18 protein-coding genes are annotated in these 19,644 nt (G+C 68.0%); 11 read left to right on the plus strand and 7 right to left on the minus strand.

Annotation, left to right across the window (positions count from 1 at the left end; genetic code table 11):
* Positions 1-10: 10 nt before the first annotated feature.
* On the plus strand, positions 11-505 hold the full coding sequence (locus tag ACFQ9R_RS25730; protein ID WP_378993777.1) for a GNAT family N-acetyltransferase: 495 nt from the start codon (positions 11-13) through the stop codon (positions 503-505).
* 33 nt (positions 506-538) lie between these two features.
* On the plus strand, positions 539-1,189 hold the full coding sequence (gene lexA / locus ACFQ9R_RS25735) for a transcriptional repressor LexA (protein ID WP_378993779.1): 651 nt from the start codon (positions 539-541) through the stop codon (positions 1,187-1,189).
* A gap of 5 nt (positions 1,190-1,194) precedes the next feature.
* Here lexA and ACFQ9R_RS25740 read toward each other — a convergent pair whose 3' ends face one another.
* A complete protein-coding gene (locus tag ACFQ9R_RS25740) occupies positions 1,195-2,157 on the minus strand; it encodes a DUF2332 domain-containing protein (protein WP_378993781.1) in 963 nt (320 codons plus the stop codon).
* Positions 2,158-2,337: 180 nt separating this feature from the next.
* On the opposite strand from ACFQ9R_RS25740, the gene ACFQ9R_RS25745 reads away from it, so the two are divergent.
* The 4 genes from ACFQ9R_RS25745 to ACFQ9R_RS25760 all read left to right on the plus strand — a co-directional run bounded on the left by ACFQ9R_RS25745 (position 2,338) and on the right by ACFQ9R_RS25760 (position 9,329).
* On the plus strand, positions 2,338-3,363 hold the full coding sequence (locus ACFQ9R_RS25745) for a ComEA family DNA-binding protein (protein WP_378993783.1): 1,026 nt from the start codon (positions 2,338-2,340) through the stop codon (positions 3,361-3,363).
* Between the two features lie 516 nt (positions 3,364-3,879).
* Positions 3,880-6,768 (plus strand): ComEC/Rec2 family competence protein, encoded by a 2,889-nt coding sequence (locus ACFQ9R_RS25750; protein WP_378993785.1) that lies wholly within the window; start codon positions 3,880-3,882, stop codon positions 6,766-6,768.
* 202 nt (positions 6,769-6,970) lie between these two features.
* Entirely contained in the window at positions 6,971-7,942 is a 972-nt protein-coding gene (gene holA / locus ACFQ9R_RS25755; protein WP_378993787.1) for a DNA polymerase III subunit delta, read from the plus strand.
* Positions 7,943-8,120: 178 nt separating this feature from the next.
* Positions 8,121-9,329, plus strand: coding sequence for an LCP family protein (locus ACFQ9R_RS25760; RefSeq protein WP_378993789.1), 1,209 nt, complete (start codon positions 8,121-8,123; stop codon positions 9,327-9,329).
* Here the strand turns inward: ACFQ9R_RS25760 and ACFQ9R_RS25765 are convergent, their stop codons facing one another.
* Together ACFQ9R_RS25765 and rpsT are read right to left on the minus strand one after the other, a co-directional pair.
* On the minus strand, positions 9,330-9,584 hold the full coding sequence (locus ACFQ9R_RS25765) for a hypothetical protein (protein WP_378637424.1): 255 nt from the start codon (positions 9,582-9,584) through the stop codon (positions 9,330-9,332).
* Positions 9,585-9,694: 110 nt separating this feature from the next.
* Positions 9,695-9,955, minus strand: a complete 261-nt coding sequence (rpsT, locus tag ACFQ9R_RS25770) for a 30S ribosomal protein S20 (protein ID WP_056821462.1) — start codon at positions 9,953-9,955, stop codon at positions 9,695-9,697.
* A gap of 310 nt (positions 9,956-10,265) precedes the next feature.
* Here rpsT and ACFQ9R_RS25775 point away from each other — a divergent pair, with 310 nt between their 5' ends.
* From ACFQ9R_RS25775 to ACFQ9R_RS25790, 4 genes are all read left to right on the plus strand, one after another.
* The gene (locus tag ACFQ9R_RS25775; RefSeq protein ID WP_378994041.1) at positions 10,266-11,891 is read left to right on the plus strand and encodes a circularly permuted type 2 ATP-grasp protein; all 1,626 of its coding nucleotides are present in this window, start codon (positions 10,266-10,268) and stop codon (positions 11,889-11,891) included.
* A 4-nt stretch (positions 11,892-11,895) separates the two neighbouring features.
* Positions 11,896-12,873: an alpha-E domain-containing protein gene (locus ACFQ9R_RS25780; RefSeq protein WP_101463949.1), complete on the plus strand. Its 978-nt coding sequence runs from the start codon at positions 11,896-11,898 to the stop codon at positions 12,871-12,873.
* Entirely contained in the window at positions 12,870-13,712 is an 843-nt protein-coding gene (locus ACFQ9R_RS25785) for a transglutaminase domain-containing protein (protein WP_378637428.1), read from the plus strand. The genes ACFQ9R_RS25780 and ACFQ9R_RS25785 overlap by 4 nt, the downstream gene beginning before the upstream one ends.
* 66 nt (positions 13,713-13,778) lie before the next feature.
* Positions 13,779-14,555 (plus strand): aquaporin, encoded by a 777-nt coding sequence (locus tag ACFQ9R_RS25790; RefSeq protein WP_378993791.1) that lies wholly within the window; start codon positions 13,779-13,781, stop codon positions 14,553-14,555.
* Positions 14,556-14,610: 55 nt separating this feature from the next.
* On the opposite strand, the gene ACFQ9R_RS25795 is transcribed toward ACFQ9R_RS25790, so the two are convergent.
* Positions 14,611-15,162, minus strand: a complete 552-nt coding sequence (locus ACFQ9R_RS25795) for a type II toxin-antitoxin system PemK/MazF family toxin (protein ID WP_101463946.1) — start codon at positions 15,160-15,162, stop codon at positions 14,611-14,613.
* A gap of 114 nt (positions 15,163-15,276) precedes the next feature.
* Here ACFQ9R_RS25795 and lepA point away from each other — a divergent pair, with 114 nt between their 5' ends.
* Entirely contained in the window at positions 15,277-17,151 is a 1,875-nt protein-coding gene (gene lepA, locus ACFQ9R_RS25800; protein ID WP_378993794.1) for a translation elongation factor 4, read from the plus strand.
* A gap of 21 nt (positions 17,152-17,172) precedes the next feature.
* On the opposite strand, the gene ACFQ9R_RS25805 is transcribed toward lepA, so the two are convergent.
* Genes ACFQ9R_RS25805 through ACFQ9R_RS25815 form a run of 3 tightly spaced genes read right to left on the minus strand, consistent with a single transcriptional unit; the run spans position 17,173 to position 19,552 of the window.
* The gene (locus ACFQ9R_RS25805) at positions 17,173-18,459 is read right to left on the minus strand and encodes an ATP-binding protein (protein ID WP_378993796.1); all 1,287 of its coding nucleotides are present in this window, start codon (positions 18,457-18,459) and stop codon (positions 17,173-17,175) included.
* Entirely contained in the window at positions 18,456-19,148 is a 693-nt protein-coding gene (locus tag ACFQ9R_RS25810) for a response regulator transcription factor (protein WP_378993798.1), read from the minus strand. The genes ACFQ9R_RS25805 and ACFQ9R_RS25810 overlap by 4 nt, the downstream gene beginning before the upstream one ends.
* Positions 19,149-19,183: 35 nt before the next feature.
* Positions 19,184-19,552: a hypothetical protein gene (locus ACFQ9R_RS25815; RefSeq protein WP_378993800.1), complete on the minus strand. Its 369-nt coding sequence runs from the start codon at positions 19,550-19,552 to the stop codon at positions 19,184-19,186.
* Between the last annotated feature and the right edge of the window lie 92 nt (positions 19,553-19,644).

A 19,644-nucleotide genomic window follows, 5' to 3' on the forward strand; every position in this document is an offset into this window, starting at 1 on the left:
CGTGGTTGTCATGGTTGGCCACACTTCCCCACAGACCGACGTTTCGCCACGAGTGCTCGTGGTCGACTGGGACGACCGGGATGCCGAGTCGCTGCGCGCGGAGATGTCGGCCGAGGTCCGTCCCCGCTACGCCCACCTCGAGCTCGCCCTGCGCGGTCCCTCGCCGATCGCGGTCGATCACGCGACCGTGCACCAGACGTTCGTCGCGTACGTGGGCGCGGAGCCTGTCGGGCACGCCGCGGTGCGCTGGAACGCCGGTGACCTCGAACTCAAGCGGATGTTCGTGCGTCCCGCCTACCGTGGCACCGGAACCGCGACCGCGCTGTTGCACGCCGCCGAAGCATCCGTGCGCGCGGCCGGCCGGCCCCGGATGATCCTGCAGACCGGGCATCTGCAGCCGGAAGCGGTGCGCTTCTACGAGCGCAGTGGCTATCACCGGATTCCGCTGTTCGCGCCGTATCACGTCCTGCCGCAGTCGAACTGTTTCGCGAGGAACCTGGACTGAAGTGATGATCGCGGGGGGATCTACGATTCCCCGATGACCGGATACGACGACTTCGACCACCTCGACGCCGCGAGCCTGCCTCCCCGCAGACAACACATCCTCGCCGTGATCAGGGATTCGGTGCTCGCCCACGGCTACGCGCCGAGCACGCGGGAGATCGCCGACGCGGTGGGCCTGCGCTCCACATCCACGGTCTCCCAACACCTGAAGGCGTTGGAGGAGGACGGGTTCCTGCGCCGTGCCGCCACCATGACCCGACCCATCGACGTGCGCCTGTTCCTGCGTGGCGTCTCCGCCGCCGACTCCGACGCCTCGGTGTCGGTGCCCGTCGTCGGCGACATCGCGGCGGGCACTCCGATCCTGGCCGAGCACAACCCCGACGACGTCATGACCCTCCCGCGTGAACTGGTCGGCCGTGGTGAGGTATTCGGCTTGCGGGTGCGTGGCGACTCCATGATCGATGCCGCGATCTGCGACGGCGACCTCGTGGTGGTCCGTAGCCAGCGCGAGGCCAACTCCGGCGATATCGTCGCGGCGATGATCGGCGAGGAAGCCACGGTCAAGGTGTACCGCCGCCGCAACGGGCACGTGCAGCTCGAACCGCGCAACCCCGCCTACTCCGTGATCGACGGTGACGAAGCCGTCGTCCTGGGCCGCGTCGTGTCGGTGATGCGCCGACTCTGAGGTCGCTACGCCGGGCCGAACCAGTCCAGCGACTGGCCGTGCGGCCCGGCGAAAGCCAACGGCTCGTCGTCGAGGGCGAGCACCAATCGGGCCGCTGTGCTCTCGCGCGGGGGCAACCGGTCGGCCAGCGTGCTGAGAACCCCGGTGCCCTCTTGCGACACCCAGTGGCAGGGCAGGTCCCGCACCGTCGCCCGGAAGTCCGCCCGCGCCTGAGGGGAGAGGTAGCTCAGCACAGCACTGTGGAAAACCACTACGGTGCTGGCGCGTGGCGCCGCGAGTACCAGCTCGGTGACCTGCTCGTTCAGGTCGCCGGTGACGATGGCCGGTGGGTCCGCCGCCGCGATCGCGCAGGCCGAACGCAAGCGCGACAGCCGCTCGTCCTGTCCCGGCCAGACCAGCGCGGACAGCCACTGCCGGTCGTCGCTGTTCCCGGCATCGAGCGGGTTCAGATCTACTCCAGCCCGATGGACGACCCGGGGGAGCCGGTCCGGGATCGGCACCGCTCCGGTTGTCTTGCAGGTCAACACAACCGATGACGGACCGTCTGCCGGATCCAGCGCGGCGGTGTTGTAGCGATAACTGAAACGGTCCGGGTACAGGCACAGTCCGGCCGATGCTCCGACCTCGATGAGCGACAGGGGTCCGGGCAGGCGGGCCAGCACCGGCAGCAGGGTGGCCGCCCGGCCCGCCTCGTTCGTCTGTGTACGTCTGCGCAGCGCGGTCGCGGAGATCGCCGACCAGTTCTCGCGCAGTTGGTCGCGGAACTCGTGATAGGGAACCGCGGTCGCGCCGTGCACTCGCGCGGCGGCCAGGATCAGGTTGGGTTGCTGTTTGTCCGTGGGCAATTGGGCGATCAGCGCCAGTACCTCCGCGTCCACGCTGATATCCAGCGCTCGCCGGTGATAGAGCGGGGAATTTCCGCGCGCTTCGAGAAGTGCGAAGTCGCGGAATCGTTGTGCGAGTTCCATGGGTTCCTGGGTACGTCGAATCGGCCATGAGCGCACGGTATCCACTCGGGCAGACGAGATTCCGGGTGCGAAGCCACGCTGACCGGTGAGTTGTCCACAGGTTCGGAGTTATCCACAGGTTTCCTCGAAGCCCAGGTCGGCGCGGGTTCGTCAGGTCGGCGTCGACCTAGCGTCGCTGCCATGTCACGACACGAAGAGCACGAGCGAGTACGGCAGCGGCTGGGCGGGCTGGCGGTCCGCGAGCGAGCGCGACCGAGTAGTCAGCCGCTGCGCGCGTCCGGGTTGGAGGCCGGGAACAGTGCTGCGCGCCCTGACGACGGCGAAGGACAGTGGGACGATGACGAACTCGCGCCGTCGGCCGGACCGCCAGGCCCAGTGGGGACACCCGGGTGGCTCGACGATGGTGGATCGGGCAGGCGAAACCGCCTGGTGCCGGCGCGCTTCCAACACGCACGGCTGGATCCGGGTCGTCGCGGCGCGCTGGTACTCGGGCTGGTCGGGGTCATCGCTGTGGTGCTCACCGGTGTGATGGTGCTACGCGATCAGCCGGTGGCGCGGGCGGTTCCGCCGGTACCTGTACTGCGGGCGGAAAGCGTTGCGGTACAGCCCGGCCCGACCACGGTGGTCGCGGCCGTGTCCGGTCCAGGTCCGACCTCGAGTGCCGATGTCGTCGTCAGCGTGGTCGGTTTGGTCGAACGAGCCGGGCTGCACCGATTGCCGGACGGTTCCCGGATCGCCGACGCCTTGGAGAAGGCAGGAGGGATTCGTGACGGTGCCGACCTGGCAGGCCTGAACCTGGCTCAACGACTGGTGGACGGGGACCAGGTCATAGTCGGAGCCACGGATCCTCAAACCGGTCAACCACGCCTCGGCAGCATCACGATCGGTGCTGGTCGCGCACCTGTGACCACGCCCGGCACCGGCGGCTCGAACACCGCGAGCTCGAAACCAGGAGGTTCGAGCACCGCAGGTTCGAGCACCGCCGGCCTCAGTGGCGGTGTCTCGTCCGGCAATTCGCGCATCGATCTGAACACCGCGACCGAAGCCGAGTTGGACGCACTGCCCGGCGTAGGACCGGTCACCGCCAAGGCAATTCTCGCGTGGCGCACCACCAACGGACGCTTCACCGATGTCGCTCAACTCGGCGAGGTAGACGGCATCGGTCCCGCCCGGCTGGCTCGACTCCGTGACCTGGTGACGGCATGATCCACGCGAAGACGTCCCGCGCGGAGGTGATCGCGTGACCTGCCCGGTGTGGCCCTGCGCACGGCTCGGTACCGGACCCGCCACAGCTCAACCCATCGAAACAGTGGAGGACTGCGCGCCGGGATCAGGCGATCTCCGCCGCCTCGCATGTCCACTCGGATCGGGCGAAAAACCTCGTTCTGCGAACGATGTGGTTGACCTGGGCATCGGTACGCCCCGACCTGACGACACGGCAGGCGGATGAGACACGAGCCGGGCGAGGGAGCGGTTCGGGAGGAACCGCGCCGGCGACCGAGAGTCGTACAGCACGGGGGAACGATTCCGGGAGATTCGGACCGGCGTGGGCGGCTGGGAACGGCTGAACGCGGGGGCGCTTCGCAGGAAAGGTCGGGTCGGCGTCGGTGGACGCGAGCAGCAGAGCTCTGGGAGTCGGCGGGGCGGGGGCCGGGACGCCGGGTTGGCCTGGGACAACAAGGAGTGACGGGCAAGGGGGAACCGGAGCTACAGGTACTCGATATGCGGTTGGTTCCTGCGGCGTTCGGTTGCTGGGTGGCGACGATTGTCGCGGTGACTGTGGGGTGGGTCGCGGGATTGGTGCTGGCTGCTGCGTCGGTCGTGGTCGCGATCGGGTTGTGGGTGGTGCTGCTGTGGGCGATGGCGCATCGGCGGGAGCGGTGGCGGGTTGTCGCGGTGACCGGGTTGGCGACGATGCTGCTCGGTGCGGGGTTCGCGGCGGCCGGTGCTTGGCAGGAGCACCATGTCCAGGCACATCCGTTGCGAGAATCGTTCGGCCGGTCGGTGAACGTGCTCGCGGTGGTCACCGATGACGCGAAGCCCCTGCGCGCCGGTGGGTTCGGCGGTGAGCGGCGGTGGATTGTTCGTGCGGGTCTGCGCGAGTTCGGTCATGGCCCGACATGGACGCAGGCAGGCGGTTCGATTGTGGTGCTCGCGCAGGGCAGTGAGTGGGCTGAGCTGTCGCCTGGGCAAGTGGTGCGATTCCGGGCTGAGGTCAGCGAGCCGAACCGCGCCGATCTGACGGTTGCCACCCTGCACGCCGCCGACGCACCGAAGCGGATCGGTGAGCCGCCGTGGTGGCAGCGGGTCGCGGCGAGCGTGCGAACGGATCTGGTGGACGCGTCCGCCGAGGCACTGCCACCTGCTGCGGCGGGGTTGCTGCCCGCGCTCGTTGTCGGTGACACTGTCGCGCTGCCGGAACAAGTGCGTGACGCATTCGAAATTGCTGGATTGCAGCACCTCTGTGTGGTCAGTGGAGCCAATTTCACCATCCTGCTGACGGCCCTGTTGGCACTCACCCGCCTGCTCACGGCCGGCCCGCGGACCAGTGCTGCTGCGGCGGCGGTGGCCGTCGCGGTGTTCGTCGTGATCGCCCGCCCCGACCCGAGTGTGCTGCGTGCGGCAGCGATGGGCTCGGTGACAGTGCTCGCCCTGCTCACCGGCAGACGCAAGCAGGCGCTGCCGGCGTTGTGTGCGGCGGTGATCGGATTGCTAGCCGTTGCACCGCAATTGGCGGTGAGCGCGGGATTCGCGCTGTCGGTGCTCGCGACCGCGGGGCTGATCTTGCTCGCGCCCAGCTGGGCGGACTGGTTGCGGGCGCATGGTTGGTGGCGCGCACCCGCGGAGATCGTCGCGGTGTCGGCGGCCGCGTTCGTGGTCACCGTGCCGCTGATGGTTGCCCTGTCGGGGCGGGTGAGCCTGGTGGCGATCGTGGCCAACGCGCTCGTCGCACCGGTGGTCGGGCTGATCACGGTGATCGGCGCGGTGGGCGCGGTCGTGGCCTGCGTATGGGGTGATGCCGCAGTATGGGTGCTGTGGTGCGCGCGGCCACCGATGTGGTGGTTGCTCGGCGTCGCCGATCGCGCGGCCGCGGTGCCGGGCGCCACGATCACGGTGCCTGGCGGCGTGGTCGCAGGATCGGTCGCGGCGGTGATCGTCGTCGTGGTCGTGGCGGCACTGCGCTGGTCGCACACCCGCAGACTCCTCGCGGTAGTGGTGCTGGGAGTGTCGATTGTGCTGCTCCCGGTGCGCTTCTTGCAGCCAGGATGGCCACCATCGGGCTGGGTGCTCGCGATGTGTGACGTTGGGCAGGGCGACGGCCTGGCTCTGTCTGTTGCTCCCGGTGCCGCGGTCGTCGTAGACGTCGGCCCGGACCCACGCCCGATCCGGGCCTGCCTGGATCGCCTGAAAATCACCCACATCCCGCTACTGGTCCTCACTCATCCCCATGCCGATCACATCAACGGACTCGCCGGCGCTCTCCGAGGCCGCACTGTCGACGCTATAGCTACCGCCCCGGGCGAACTCCGCTCAGCGATCGCCGAAACCTGTGCCGCCGCGGACCGCACCACAACGCCGACACCGACCACAGCGCCGACGCCGAGCACTGCGCTGACGCCGAGCACTGCGCCGACACCGCCGAACCTCACCCCGTCGACCGGAACTCTCTCGCATCCCACAGAAATCGAGAGATACCCATCGCGAACAGCGGAATCGTCACCACCTGCACAGGGGGTAGTCGCCGTGCGGGTGCCCCCTGTGGATTCGGCTGTCCCACCGTTGCATCCGGACGACTCGGGCGGACCGCCGTCGCGCTCGACGACGCCGACCATCCCAGGGCGACCGCAGCCGACCGCAACCTCACATCCGATGGAGCGAGCGTCGACGGTGGTCACCGCGGTGCGGCAGACGGGAGACGATCATGTCGTGTGCCCGCGTGGGACGCCGGGGGAGAGGCCGGCGAAAAGTGGTCGCCGTTCCGCGGAACAGACTGTTTCCCAACGAGAATCGCATGGCCACGGTGACGACACCGAGGGAGTGGAGCGGGTGACGGAACTGGCTGGTGCGGCTGATATTCCGTTGATGGAACTGCACGCGGGGCACGAAATGACCTTCGGCGCAGTCGGATTGCGTGTGCTGGCACCGAGCCGGGACCTGCCGACGTCGCTGTCGGCCGATGCGGCCAACGATCGGTCACTGGTGATGCGAGCACGGACGCCGGCCGGAACGATCCTGTTCACCGGCGACATCGAGGCCGAGGCACAGGCCCGGATCATGCGCGGTGAGGATGTCCGGGCGGACGTCCTCAAGGTGCCCCATCACGGATCACGCACCACCACACCGGCATTCCTGCGTGCCGTCGGACCACGCCTGGCGTTGGTCAGTGCCGGGTCGGACAACACCTTCGGGCATCCGCACCCCACGGTGACCTCGACCCTCGCCGCGCTCGGCGCAACCGTCGCTCGGACCGACCTCGAGGGTGACGTCGTGATCGTGGGTACCGCCGCCGATCTGCGGACCGTCACGTCTCGTCGACGAGCACCGCAGACGCGGCACGGCCCCACGCCTGGATGGCGTCGAGGATCTCGATCCGGTCGGTGGGCACGCTGATACCCGTCACGACTGACGTCTCGGACCGATGCTCGAAGGTCACCGTGAAGAACGAGCAGCACGTCGATTCCCGGTGGTCGAGTCGCGTCCGGCCGCCTCGGGAGCTGGTCGAACTCGGCCGGGCGCAGCGGGACGACGGTGCTCGGCAACATGCCCGAGGTCGGCGCCAAGGGATGTCGGTAGGCGTACGTAGGATCGCCTGGTGAGCGAACGCCCTGCCTCGGTGCATCTGGTCCTCGGCGACGAGGAACTGCTGGTCGAACGTGCGGTTGCGATGGTGACCGCGCAGGTGCGGGCCTGTGCGCCCGATCCGGATTCGGTACCCGTCGACCGATTGCGCGCCGGTGACGCCAGCACGGCGGAACTGGCCGAGTTGCTCAGCCCCTCGCTGTTCGCCGAAGACCGGGTGATCGTGCTCGAGTCGGCAGCGGAAGCGGGCAAGGACGCGGTCGCGGTGATCACCGAGGCTGCGGCCGATCCGCCCGACGGTGTGGTGCTCATGGTTCTGCACTCGGGCGGCGGACGGGCCAAAGCGCTGGCACCCGCACTGCAGAAGAAGGGTGCGACGGTCCACGAGTGCACCAAACTCAACAAGGGCGCCGAGCGCGTGGAGTTCGTGCGAGGCGAGTTCCGGGCCCTCGGGGTCAAGGTCTCGACCGAAGTCGTGCAAGCCTTGCTCGAATCGGTCGGTTCGGAGCTGCGTGAATTGGCCGCCGCCTGTTCACAATTGGTGTCCGATACCGGTGGCAAGGTCGACGCGAACGCGGTCCGCCGCTACTACTCCGGCCGGGCCGAGGTCACCGGCTTCGACGTCGCCGACCTCGCGGTCGCCGGCGACCGTCCCGGCGCGATGGAAGCCCTGCGCTGGGCCACCGACCGCGGCGTTCCCCACGTTTTGCTCGCCGACGCGCTCGCCGACTCGGTCCACACCATCGCCAAAGTCGGCTCGGCAGGCCGCGGCGACCCGTTCGCCCTCGCCCAGAAGCTGGGTATGCCCCCCTGGAAGATCAAGAAAGCCCAAGCCCAAGCCCGCGGCTGGAACCCCACCACCATCGGCACCGCCCTACAGGTGGTAGCCACCCTCAATGCCGACGTCAAAGGCGGCGCCGCCGACGCCACCTACGCGGTGGAACACGCCCTCGCCCGCATCCTCGACCTCCGCGCCACTGGCTGACCAGCGCGGCTGAGCAGGCGCGCCGCACCGCCATCCAATCGGGATCCAATCGCGATGTCCGGTCGCTCTCGCGGCTGGCACAGTTGATCATGAGATGGTTGAGCCGAGTGGTAGCCGGGATGGACGAGGCGGGCGCGGTCGACGCGGTCGGGGATCGGCGGGGCGGGTAGCTCGGCGGGTGGTGCAGGTGGTCGCGGCGGTGTTGTCGGCCACGGTGGTGGTGGTCACGGCATATGGGTGGTCGACGGCGGGGAGTTTCGATGCGGGGTTCCTGCGGTCGCGGGCGATCGGTGACGACGCCCCGCACTCACTCGGGGGCGATCTCAACATCCTGCTGATCGGGTTGGATACCCGCCGCGATCAGAACGGCAACGAGCTACCGGCCGAGGTCCTCGAGCAACTGCACGCCGGCGACGGTGACGAAGGCGGATACAACGCCAATACCCTGATCCTGGTGCATATTCCGGCGTCGATGGACAAGATCGTCGCGGTGTCGATACCGCGCGACGACTATGTGCCGGTCACCGGGATCCCGGGCTACACCCACGCCAAGATCAAGGAGGCGTACGGGTTGAAGAAGGCGGCCGTGCAGGACCGGCTGATCGCGCAGGGCATCACCGATCAGCGGAAGCTGGAACAGGCGGGCAGGGAGGCGGGGCGGGCCGCTACCGTGGCCGCGGTCCGGGATCTGACAGGCGTGCCGATCGACAGGTTCGCCGAGGTGACCCTGGCGGGCTTCTACGAGCTGGCCGCCGCGCTGGGCGGCGTGGAAGTGTGTTTGAACAAGCCGGTCCAGGACTCCGAGTTCTCCGGCGCCGATTTTCCCGCCGGCCGCCAGCAGCTGAATCCCGCACAGGCGCTGGCTTTCGTCCGGCAGCGGCACGGGCTGGAGAACGGCGACCTGGACCGAACCCACCGCCAGCAGGCGTTCCTGACCTCGGTGGCCCGCCAGCTTCGCAGCGCGGGCACCCTCACCGACCCGCGCAAGCTCTCGGCACTGATGGATGTGGCGCATCGCAATATCGTGCTGTCGGACGGCTGGAACATGACCGAATTCGTCCGCACCCTGGGCGCCGCCGACGATCCCGAGGTCGAGTTCCGCACCTTGCCGGTGCTGCGCTACGACGTGATCAACGGCCAGGACGTGAACATCGTCGACCGGTCGGCGATCCGCCGCGAGATGGCCGCGGCCTTCGGTATGCCGGTCCCGGCCTCCACCACGGCCAGGCGCACCGGACAACGCACCGAACCACCTGCCGCCTGGTCGTCGGAGTCGACAGCGGGCGCTTGGCAGACCAGCACGACCACGTCGGCGCCACAGACTCCCGACGCGGGCAGGCCGGTCCGCAGCGACATCACCTCGGGCCAGGTGCCCTGCGTGAACTGACTACTCGCCGGCGACGACCAGCGAGACGTCCACATCCTCGTCGTCGTCGAGGTCGTCGTAGCGTCCCTCCCACTCGTCGTAGAGGGGAACCTCGTCCTCACGGGTGACGATCCACGCGGCGCCGTAGCCACCGTCCTCGTCGGGCACCATCACATTTTCGACCTTGAGACCGATGCCCAGGATCTCCGCCGCGCGGATCACCTCGGCCAGGTCATCGCCTCGTACCACCGTCTGATTCGCGTACACCGTCAGCATGGCGCGAATGGTAGCCGGTGGAAGGGAACGACAAAAGCCGCCGTGGTCATCGAGGCCACGGCGGCTGCGTCTTGCGAAGTATTGCCAGCGAGCACCAGGCTCGCCGTCGATCAGATCTTGTTCAGAGCCAGCGCGAGCGCGGACTTCTTGTTGGCCGCCTGGTTGGCGTGGATGACGCCCTTGGACGCGGCCTTGTCGAGCTTGCGGCTCGCGAACTGCAGCTGCTCAGCAGCCTTTTCCTTGTCACCGCTGGAGGCAGCTTCACGGAAGTTGCGGATCGCGGTGCGCAGCGCGGACTTGACCGACTGGTTGCGCTTGCGCGCTTCCTCGTTGGTACGGATCCGCTTCATCTGGGACTTGATGTTGGCCACGCCTGTATCCTCTGGTTTCCTGTCGCTGGGTGGTATTCCTTGAAAGCTCGTCGGGCGCGCGCCCACGATGCAGCAGATGGTGCTGAACTACGGGTAACACCGCGCCGAAGATCGAGGTTACCAGCTCGGCATCCCCCGGCGAAATCGGCCCTCGATCCACTCGGCCGGGCGAGCGGGCGCCGATTTCACCCGTTTCAGGTGATGCAAAGAATTTACCTGTGTCACACACGACCCTGCCGCCGGGTGATGCACAGTTTTTGTCATGACCTCCACCACTGCGCCGAGTACGGCTCGATCTGCATCACCGGCGATGGTGAGAACGAACGGCCATCCGGCAGCCACCCACACCGGATTGTTCGAGGGATATGGCCCCGGCCGCTTCGCCGACGCGTTCGACGAGATGTTCGACGCATCGGGGAAGGTACGGGCGCCCTACAAGGGCATCCACGCCGCGATGGCCGCCAATGATGTCGATGACCTGGCCAAACGATCGGACGCGCTGGACCGTGCGTTCATCGACCAGGGCATCACCTTCTCGCTGTCGGGCCAGGAGCGCCCGTTCCCGCTGGATCTGGTGCCGCGGGTGATCGCCGCCGCGGAGTGGGCCAAGCTCGAACGCGGCATCAAACAGCGGGTCACCGCGATGGAACTGTTCCTGGCCGACGTCTACGGCGAGCAGAACATCCTGCGTGATCAGGTGATCCCGAAGCGTCTGGTCACCTCGTGCGAGCACTTCCACCGCGAGGCCGCCGGGCTGGTCCCGCCCAACGGCGTGCGCATCCACGTCTCGGGCATCGACCTGGTCCGCGACGAAAAGGGCGACTTCCGGGTGCTGGAGGACAATCTGCGCTCGCCGTCGGGGGTGTCCTATGTGATGGAGAACCGGCGCACGATGGCCCGGGTCTTCCCCGATCTGTTCTCCTCGCACCGGGTGCGCGCGGTGGGCGACTATCCGGGCCACCTGCTGCGCGCGCTGCGGGCCTCCGCGGCGCCCAACGAGGTCGACCCGACCGTGGTGGTGCTCACGCCGGGCGTGCACAACTCCGCCTACTTCGAGCATTCGCTGCTGGCCCGGCAGATGGGTGTGGAGCTGGTGGAAGGTCGCGACCTGTTCTGCCGCGACAATGTCGTCTACATGCGCACGACGGCGGGGGAGCGTCAGGTCGACGTGATCTACCGGCGCATCGACGACACCTTCCTCGACCCGATGCACTTCCGCCCCGATTCCGTGCTCGGCGTCGCCGGCGTGCTCAACGCCGCCCGCGCGGGCAATGTGGTGATCTCGAGCGCGGTGGGCAACGGTGTCGGCGACGACAAGCTCATCTACACCTACGTGCCCAAGATCATCGAGTACTACCTCGGCGAGAAGCCGATCCTGCCCAATGTCGACACCTTCCGCTGCTGGCTGGACGACGAACGCGAGGAGGTGCTCGACCGGGTCGGCGAACTGGTGGTCAAACCGGTCGAGGGTTCCGGTGGCTACGGCATCGTGATCGGGCCCGACGCCTCGCCGCGCGAGCTGGAGACGATCAAGCGCAAGATCAAGGCCGACCCGCGTGGCTGGATCGCCCAGCCGGTGGTGCAGCTCTCGACGGTGCCGACCAAGATCGGTGACGATCTCGCGCCCCGGCACGTGGACCTGCGCCCGTTCGCGGTCAACGACGGGGACGACATCTGGGTGCTGCCCGGCGGTCTCACCCGGGTCGCGCTGCCGGAGGGCTCACTGGTGGTGAACTCGAGTCAGGGCGGCGGCAGCAAGGACACCTGGGTGCTGGCCGGGCGCTCGGGGACCGAAGACCGGGAACTGGCCGGACCCGAGCTCGTCAGCGAACCGCCGCAAGCGGATTCGTTCGAGCTGGGTCGCGAACTCAGCACCCCGCAGGCCAATCAGCAACAGCAGCAACAGCAGCAGACACAGCGGTTGATCGGGGAATAGAGACATGCTTGCTCGAAACGCCGAATCCCTCTACTGGATCGGCCGATACGTCGAGCGCGCCGACGACACAGCGCGCATCCTGGACGTGGCGGTGCACCAACTGCTCGAAGACGCCACTGTCGACGCGGACCGCACGTCTCGCGTGCTGCTGAAGGTGCTCGGGATCGAACCACCCGAGGGCCTTCGCCTCGACGTGTGGTCGGTCACCGATCTCGTCGCCTACAGCCACGATCACGGCGTCTCGATCAGTGACTCCATCACCAAAGCCCGCGAGAACGCCCGCGGCGCACGCGAAGTCACCTCGAGTGAGATGTGGGAGTGCCTCAATGCCACCTACAACGGCATGGCCGCGGCGGAGCGGGCGGCGCGTGGCCTCGGTCCGCACGAGTTCTTCTCCTACATCAAGGGCAGGGCGGCGATGTTCACCGGACTGACCGACTCGACCCTGAGTCGTGACGACGGCTACCGCTTCCTGCTGCTCGGGCGTTCCATCGAACGCGTGGACATGATGGTGCGCCTGCTGCTCTCACGCGCCGGTGACAAGACCTCCTCGCCCGCCTGGGTGACGGTGCTGCGCTCGGCGGGCGCGCACGACACCTACCTGCGCACCCATCGCGGCGCCCTCGACGCGGCCAGAGTCGCCGAGTTCATCCTGATCGACCGCCTGTTCCCGCGTTCGGTGTTCCACACGCTGCGCGTCGCCGAGGCCTGCCTGACCGAGCTGGATCAGCGGCCGGGCAGTCGCGTCGGCGCGCGGCACGAGGCGCAACGGGTGCTCGGACGCGCGCGCAGCGAACTCGAGTTCCTGCCGCCGGGAGTGTTGTTGGAAGATCTGCAGAGCCGCCTGCTCGCCCTGCAGAAATCGTGCCGTGAGCTCAGTGAAGCCGTGTCACGCCAGTACTTCCATGCCGCCCCGTGGGTGGCGTGGACCGACGTGCGCAGCAAGCAGGACAGCCGCGTGCAGGTAGAGGGAGAGCTATGAGTTGGCGGATCAGGGTGGTGCACACCACCGGTTATGTCTACGACGCGCCCGTGACGCGCTCGTTCAACGAGGCCAGGCTCACCCCGCGCGCCGACAGCAGGCAGAACGTGATCCTCAATCGCGTCGAAACCGTGCCCGCCACCAGGGCTTATCGCTACACCGACTACTGGGGCACCGCCGTCACGGCCTTCGACCTGCACGCACCGCACACCGAACTCGAGGTGACCGGGTCCTCGGTGGTCGAGACCGAACCGTTCGCCGAACCCACCGAGGAACTGAGCTGGGACGAACTGCAGGGCGGGCGGGTCGTCGACCGGTTCGACGAAATGCTCAGTCCCACCGCCTATGTGCCGCGCGATCGCAAACTGTCGACGGTGGCGCGTCAGCTCTCGCGCGGTGAGGAGCCGGCCAAGGCGGTGGTGCGCGCGGCCGAGTGGGTGCACAAGGAGATGGACTACATCGCGGGCACGACCTCGGTGCACACCTCGGCGCTGCAGGCCTTCGCCGAGCGTCGCGGCGTATGCCAGGACTACGCCCACCTGACACTGGTGTTGTTGCGCAGCATGGGAATTCCCAGTCGCTACGTGTCCGGGTACTTGCATCCGAAGCCGGGTGCGGCGATCGGCGAAACGGTGGCGGGCCAGTCGCACGCGTGGATCGAGGCGTGGACCGGGCAGTGGTGGGGCTACGACCCGACCAACAATCTCGCCGTCAACGAGCAGCACGTGTCGGTCGGCGTCGGTCGTGACTACGCCGATGTGCCGCCGTTGAAAGGCGTGTTCTCCGGCGGCGGCTCGACAGACCTGGAGGTCGTTGTGGAGGTCACCCGGCTCGCGTAGTGTCCGAGAGGCTCGTGCGGACCCCGCTCGCCGCGGGGTTTATTCCTCCCGGAGAGGTGGCGGCCGATGTCTCCCACTGCACAGGAACTCGTCGAAATCGAAGTCGTCCCGGAGCCGAAGAAGTGGGTGGCCGAGGCGCTCGGCACCTTCGTCCTCGTGGTCTGTGGCGTCGGCACGATGGTGCTGGCGGGTGATCGGGTGGGCCCGCTCGGTGTCGCCTTCGCCTTCGGACTGTCGCTGCTGTTCCTGGTCTACGCGATCGGGCCGATCTCGGGCTGCCATGTCAACCCGGCTGTCACGCTCGGGCACATGTTGCTCGGGCGGATCAGTGCGATCGGTGCGGTCGGCTATGTGATCGCCCAGGTGGTCGGCGCGTTCCTCGCCGGACTGGTGGTGTTCGCGTTGGCCAACAATCTGCCCGCCTACGACCGGCCGGTCGACGGTCTGGGCGCCAACGGCTGGGGTGCGCACAGTCCGTCGGCGGTGACCGGTCCGCTCGGTGATGTGGTGGTGCAGAACGGGTACGGCTTGGCGGCCACCATCATCATCGAGGTGATGCTCACCGCGCTGCTGGTGTTCGTGGTGCTGGCCTCGACCGATCAGATCTCCGACGTGCCACTGGCCGGGCTCTCGATCGGCGTCACGCTCACGGTGATCTACCTGGTCTCGCTGCCGATCGACAACACCTCGGTGAACCCGGCGCGCAGCCTGGGCGTCGCGCCGTATCAGGACGGGGCGATGGGGCAGATATGGGCGTTCATCGTGTTCCCGCTGATCGGCGGGGCGCTGGGCGCACTGCTCTACGGCCTGATCTTCGGCCGATCCAAGGACCTGCACTCCTAGCTACCAACCGTCGAACCCCGATCCGGATGTCTCCGGGTCGGGGTTCGATTGTCGTTCAGCTCCAGCTGTATTCGGCTACCAACCGATGCGCGACCAGATCGAAGGTCTTGCGCTCGACGATCGCGCCCTCGCGCCGGATACCGTCCTCCGGCACGTCGAGTACCCGGTCCAGCCGTACCCAGCTCGGCCTGCCGTCGTGATCCCATGGGCCGGTGCCGATGCCCACCCAGTTGTGGTCGTGGGCGCGGTCGGCCTTCGACGACAGCATCAGTCCGAGCAGAGTCTTGCGGTCGCGCCCGACCACCAGCACGGGCCGGTCCTTGCCATTGGTCGGGTCTTCCTCGAACGGCACCCAGGTCCACACGATCTCCCCGGGGTCGGCGCGCCCGTCGAGCTGCGGGCAGTAGACGATCTGGCGGGCGCGATGCGCCGTCGGCACGGGGGTCGAGGCCGTCGGGCGCACCGCGACGGCGGGTCCCGGCTTGGTCGCCAGTGCGTCCACCAGCTTCTCGAGCAGTCGTGGCCCCTGCTTGCGCACGATTTTGGGCCCCTGCTCCTTGGCGATGACGCCGAGCTGCTTGCCGAGACTGTTCCAACTGCTGGCCATCTGTGAAATATAACGCCGACTCGCACTTCGGTGCACCGGTGACAGGGCCCGGGCTCGCAGGAATGACGCGGTCGGGTGCACCGGTGCGAGTGGAGTAGCTGGGCGCATGGGACGATGGGCGCAGTTCGCCTATACCCCGCGAGGAGTGGAGTGGCTTCCAGTTTTGCCGATACGACGTTCACCGATCCGTCCCGGATCCGGAACTTCTGCATCATCGCCCACATCGACCATGGCAAGTCGACCCTGGCCGATCGGATGTTGCAGCTGACCGGTGTGGTCGAGGAGCGGGCCATGCGTGCCCAGTACCTGGACAGGATGGACATCGAGCGTGAGCGCGGCATCACGATCAAGGCGCAGAACGTGCGGTTGCCGTGGCAGGTCGACGGCACCGACTACGTCCTGCACCTGATCGACACCCCGGGCCACGTCGACTTCACCTACGAGGTCTCGCGCGCGCTCGAGGCCTGTGAGGGCGCGATCCTGCTGGTCGACGCCGCCCAGGGCATCGAGGCGCAGACTCTCGCGAACCTGTATCTGGCGCTGGAGAAGGATCTCACGATCATTCCGGTGCTCAACAAGATCGACCTGCCCGCCGCGGACCCCGATCGCTACGCCGCCGAGCTGGCCCACATCGTCGGCTGCGAGCCGGGCGACGTGCTGCGGGTCTCGGGCAAGACCGGTGTCGGCGTGACCGAGCTGCTGGACAAGGTGATCGAGGCCGTCCCCGCTCCGGTGGGCGACGCCGACGCACCGGCCCGCGCGATGATCTTCGACTCGGTCTACGACACCTACCGGGGTGTGGTCACCTACATCCGCGTGGTCGACGGCAAGATCTCCCCACGCGAGAAGATCAAGATGATGTCGACCGGCGCGACCCACGAGCTGCTGGAAGTCGGCATCGTCTCGCCCGAACCCAAGCCCACCCAGGGGCTGGGCGTCGGCGAGGTCGGCTATCTGATCACCGGCGTGAAAGACGTGCGCCAGTCGAAGGTCGGCGATACCGTCACCAGCGCCCGCAACGGCGCCACCGAAGCACTCACCGGCTACCGCGAGCCGCGACCGATGGTCTACTCCGGTCTGTACCCGGTCGACGGCTCCGACTATCCGGATCTGCGTGACGCGCTGGACAAGCTGCAGCTCAACGATGCCGCGCTCACCTACGAGCCGGAGACCTCGGTGGCGCTGGGCTTCGGCTTCCGCTGTGGCTTCCTCGGTCTGCTGCACATGGAGATCACCCGCGAGCGGTTGCAGCGCGAGTTCGGTCTCGAGCTCATCTCCACCGCACCCAACGTGGTGTACCGGGTGGAGATGGAGGACGGCACCGAACACGTTGTCACCAACCCGTCGTACTGGCCGGAGGGCAAGTCGCGGCACGTGTACGAACCCATCGTGAAGTGCACCGTCATCTCGCCGAGTGAGTTCATCGGCTCGATCATGGAGCTGTGCCAGCAGCGTCGCGGCGAACTGGGCGGCATGGACTACCTGTCCGAGACCCGCGTCGAGCTGCGCTACACCATGCCGATGGCCGAGATCATCTTCGACTTCTTCGACCTGCTGAAGTCGCGCACTCGCGGCTACGCCAGCCTCGACTACGAAGAGGCGGGCGAGCAGGAAGCCGATCTGGTGAAGGTCGACATCCTGCTCCAGGGTGAGGCCGTCGACGCGTTCAGCGCGATCGTGCACCGCGATGCCGCGCAGGGCTACGGGCACAAGATGACGACCAAGCTGCGCGAACTGATCCCGCGTCAGCAGTTCGAGGTGCCGATCCAGGCGGCGATCGGCGCGAAGATCATTGCCCGCGAGAACATTCGGGCGATCCGCAAGGACGTCCTCGCCAAGTGCTACGGCGGCGACATCAGCCGCAAGCGCAAGCTCCTCGAGAAGCAGAAGGAGGGCAAGAAGCGCATGAAGACCATCGGTCGCGTGGAGGTCCCTCAGGAAGCCTTCGTGGCGGCGCTGTCCTCGGATTCGGACAAGCCCAAGAAGTAGGCAAGCTCTCAGAACGACCGCTCAGGCGCCGGTGCTCACCGGCGCCTGAGCTATTTCCACCCGCAGGCGCACGCCGCCGAGCGGGCTGGGGGCGAGTTCGGCGGTACCGGAATGCAACTCGGCCTGCTGGCGGACCAGTGCGAGGCCGAGACCCGAGCCGGGAGAGCCGGGGCGTTTGGCGAAGCGGTCGAAAGCGGTGGGGGACAGGTGTTCCGGTATGCCCGTGCCGTTGTCGTCGATGGTGATCTCGGCGCCGTTGCCGGTGGACCGTGCGGCGACGGCGACCTCGGTGGCCCGGCCGTGCAGGACCGCGTTGGCGACCGCGTTGGTCACGATCAGCATGATCCCGCCGGGCAGTCCGTGTACCGGGACCGGATCGCAGGCGGTGAGCGAGATGTCGACGCCGGGATTCGCGCGGCGAGCGTTCTGCACCGTGCGATCGAGGGTCTCGCACAGTTCGAACGGTTCGAACGCACCGTGATCGGTGAGATCGCCGACGGCGAGGCGTTCCAGATCGGTGAGGGTGCGCTCGATCTGACCCTCGGCGGCCAGCACATCGGCGAGGACGGCGCCGCGCTGGTCGGCGGGCAGTTCGGTGCCGGACAGCACCTGCAGGTCGGTACGCATGGCGGTGAGCGGAGTGCGGAGCTCGTGGGCGCAGACGGCAGCGAAGTCGCGGGCACTGGCCAGTGCCTGGCGGGTCTGGCCGTGTGCGGTCTCGAGGCGTGCCAGCATCCGGTTGATCGCGTCGGACAGTTCCTCGGCCTCCTTGGCGCCGCGCCCCGACAGTGGTGGCAACTCGTCGAGTGTGTCGATCTCGTGGGTGGCGGTGGCGAGTCTGCGCAGCGGGCGTGCGGCGAATCCGGCCAGCACCCAACCCAATACGGCGGCGACGATCACCCCGGCCACCCCGATGCCGAGGCCGATCAGCTGGCTGCGGGTGATGGCGGCGTCGACGAGTTCGCGATCGGGATCGAGCCGCACCAGCAACCCCGGGGCGCCCTGGACCTGGGCGAGCGCCTCATCGGGTGGGGTGCCGGGGACCACGATGGTGCGCTCACGCGCTATCCCGGTGGTGGGCAACGGAACCGGGGCCGAGGGAGCCTGAAGTTCGGGTGGTTCCCCGGGCACGCCGTCGTAGCGCTGCGCGATCTGTACCCGCATGCTCGACACGGTCTGATCGAGCTGGCTCGTCCCCGTCACCTTCAGCAGCGCGGCGTAGGTCAGCCCGAGCGTGACCGCGACCAGCGCGGCCACCGCCGCCGACACCAACGCGACCCGGACCCGCAACGACCACGAGGCCCTCACGGCTGATCCCGCAGCACGAACCCGACCCCGCGCACGGTGTGCACCACCCGCGCGACACCCTCGGCCTCCAGTTTGCGCCGCAGATACGAGACGAACACATCGACCACATTGGTGTCGGTGCTGAAGTCGTACCCCCAGACGGTCGACAGGATCTGCTCGCGCCCGAGCACGATCCCGGCATTGCGTGCCAGCATCGCGAGCAGCTCGAACTCCCGTTTGGTGAGGTCGATCGGGGCCGGCCCCGCGTGCACCCGATGTCCGGTCAGATCGATCATCACCTCGCCGACCTGGATCGTGTCGGCCGGCGGGGCGGCGGTGACCGGTCTGCGTCGCAACAGCGCGCGCAGCCGCGCGACCAGCTCGCCCAGATCGAACGGCTTGGTCAGATAGTCGTCGGCACCACGCTCGAGCGCGGCGATCCGGTCGGTGACCGCGCTGCGCGCGCTGAGCACACAGATGGGGATGTCGTTGCCCATCGCACGCAGGGCGGTGACCACCCCGACGCCGTCGAGTTCGGGCATGTTCACGTCGAGCACCATGGCGTCGGGAGCAGCGGTCCCCACCAGGGAGAGTGCGCGAGCGCCGTCGGGCGCGGTGATCACCTCGAAGCCCGAGAGCTCGAGGCCGCGCCGCAGCGACGCGAGCACGCGGACCTCGTCGTCGACGACCAAGATCTGCTGTCCCGTCATGCACTCACCCTAGTGTTTTCCGCTGTTCATGCTGGTCAGAACGGTCGCGCGGGGACGATGGCGCGCTCACCATCGGGGTGGATCCGCTGACATTCCACGGGACCGTCCATCGATGGTGCGGGGGTGCCCGGGGTCGCGCGCTCGATGTGGATCCGGCCGGGTTCCTGGCCGGGCACACCGGGAACGATGCGTTCGAAACGGACTCCGGGCCCGGCGGGCAGCGGGGGGAGACCGGGGGCGTGCCCGCCGCCCGGCGCGGTGCAGATGATCGTGGTTGCCCGGCCGTCGTCGGGGCGCTCGCCCGGATCGGCGGACGCGACGCCCGCCGCAGTGGCGGTGATCACGGCGGCACCGCCGAGTAGTGCGGCGGCCTTGACGCGGTGACGGGTGGAGAGTGCGGTCATGATCGGGCTCCTGACTGTGCGTTTCACCGACCTTCTCGGTGGACCGCACCGACGCTAGGGCTCCGATCTTCACGCTCCGTTGAGCATTCGTT

It is taken from the genome of Nocardia sp. NPDC056541, from assembly GCF_042794235.1.
Lineage (GTDB): Bacteria > Actinomycetota > Actinomycetes > Mycobacteriales > Mycobacteriaceae > Nocardia.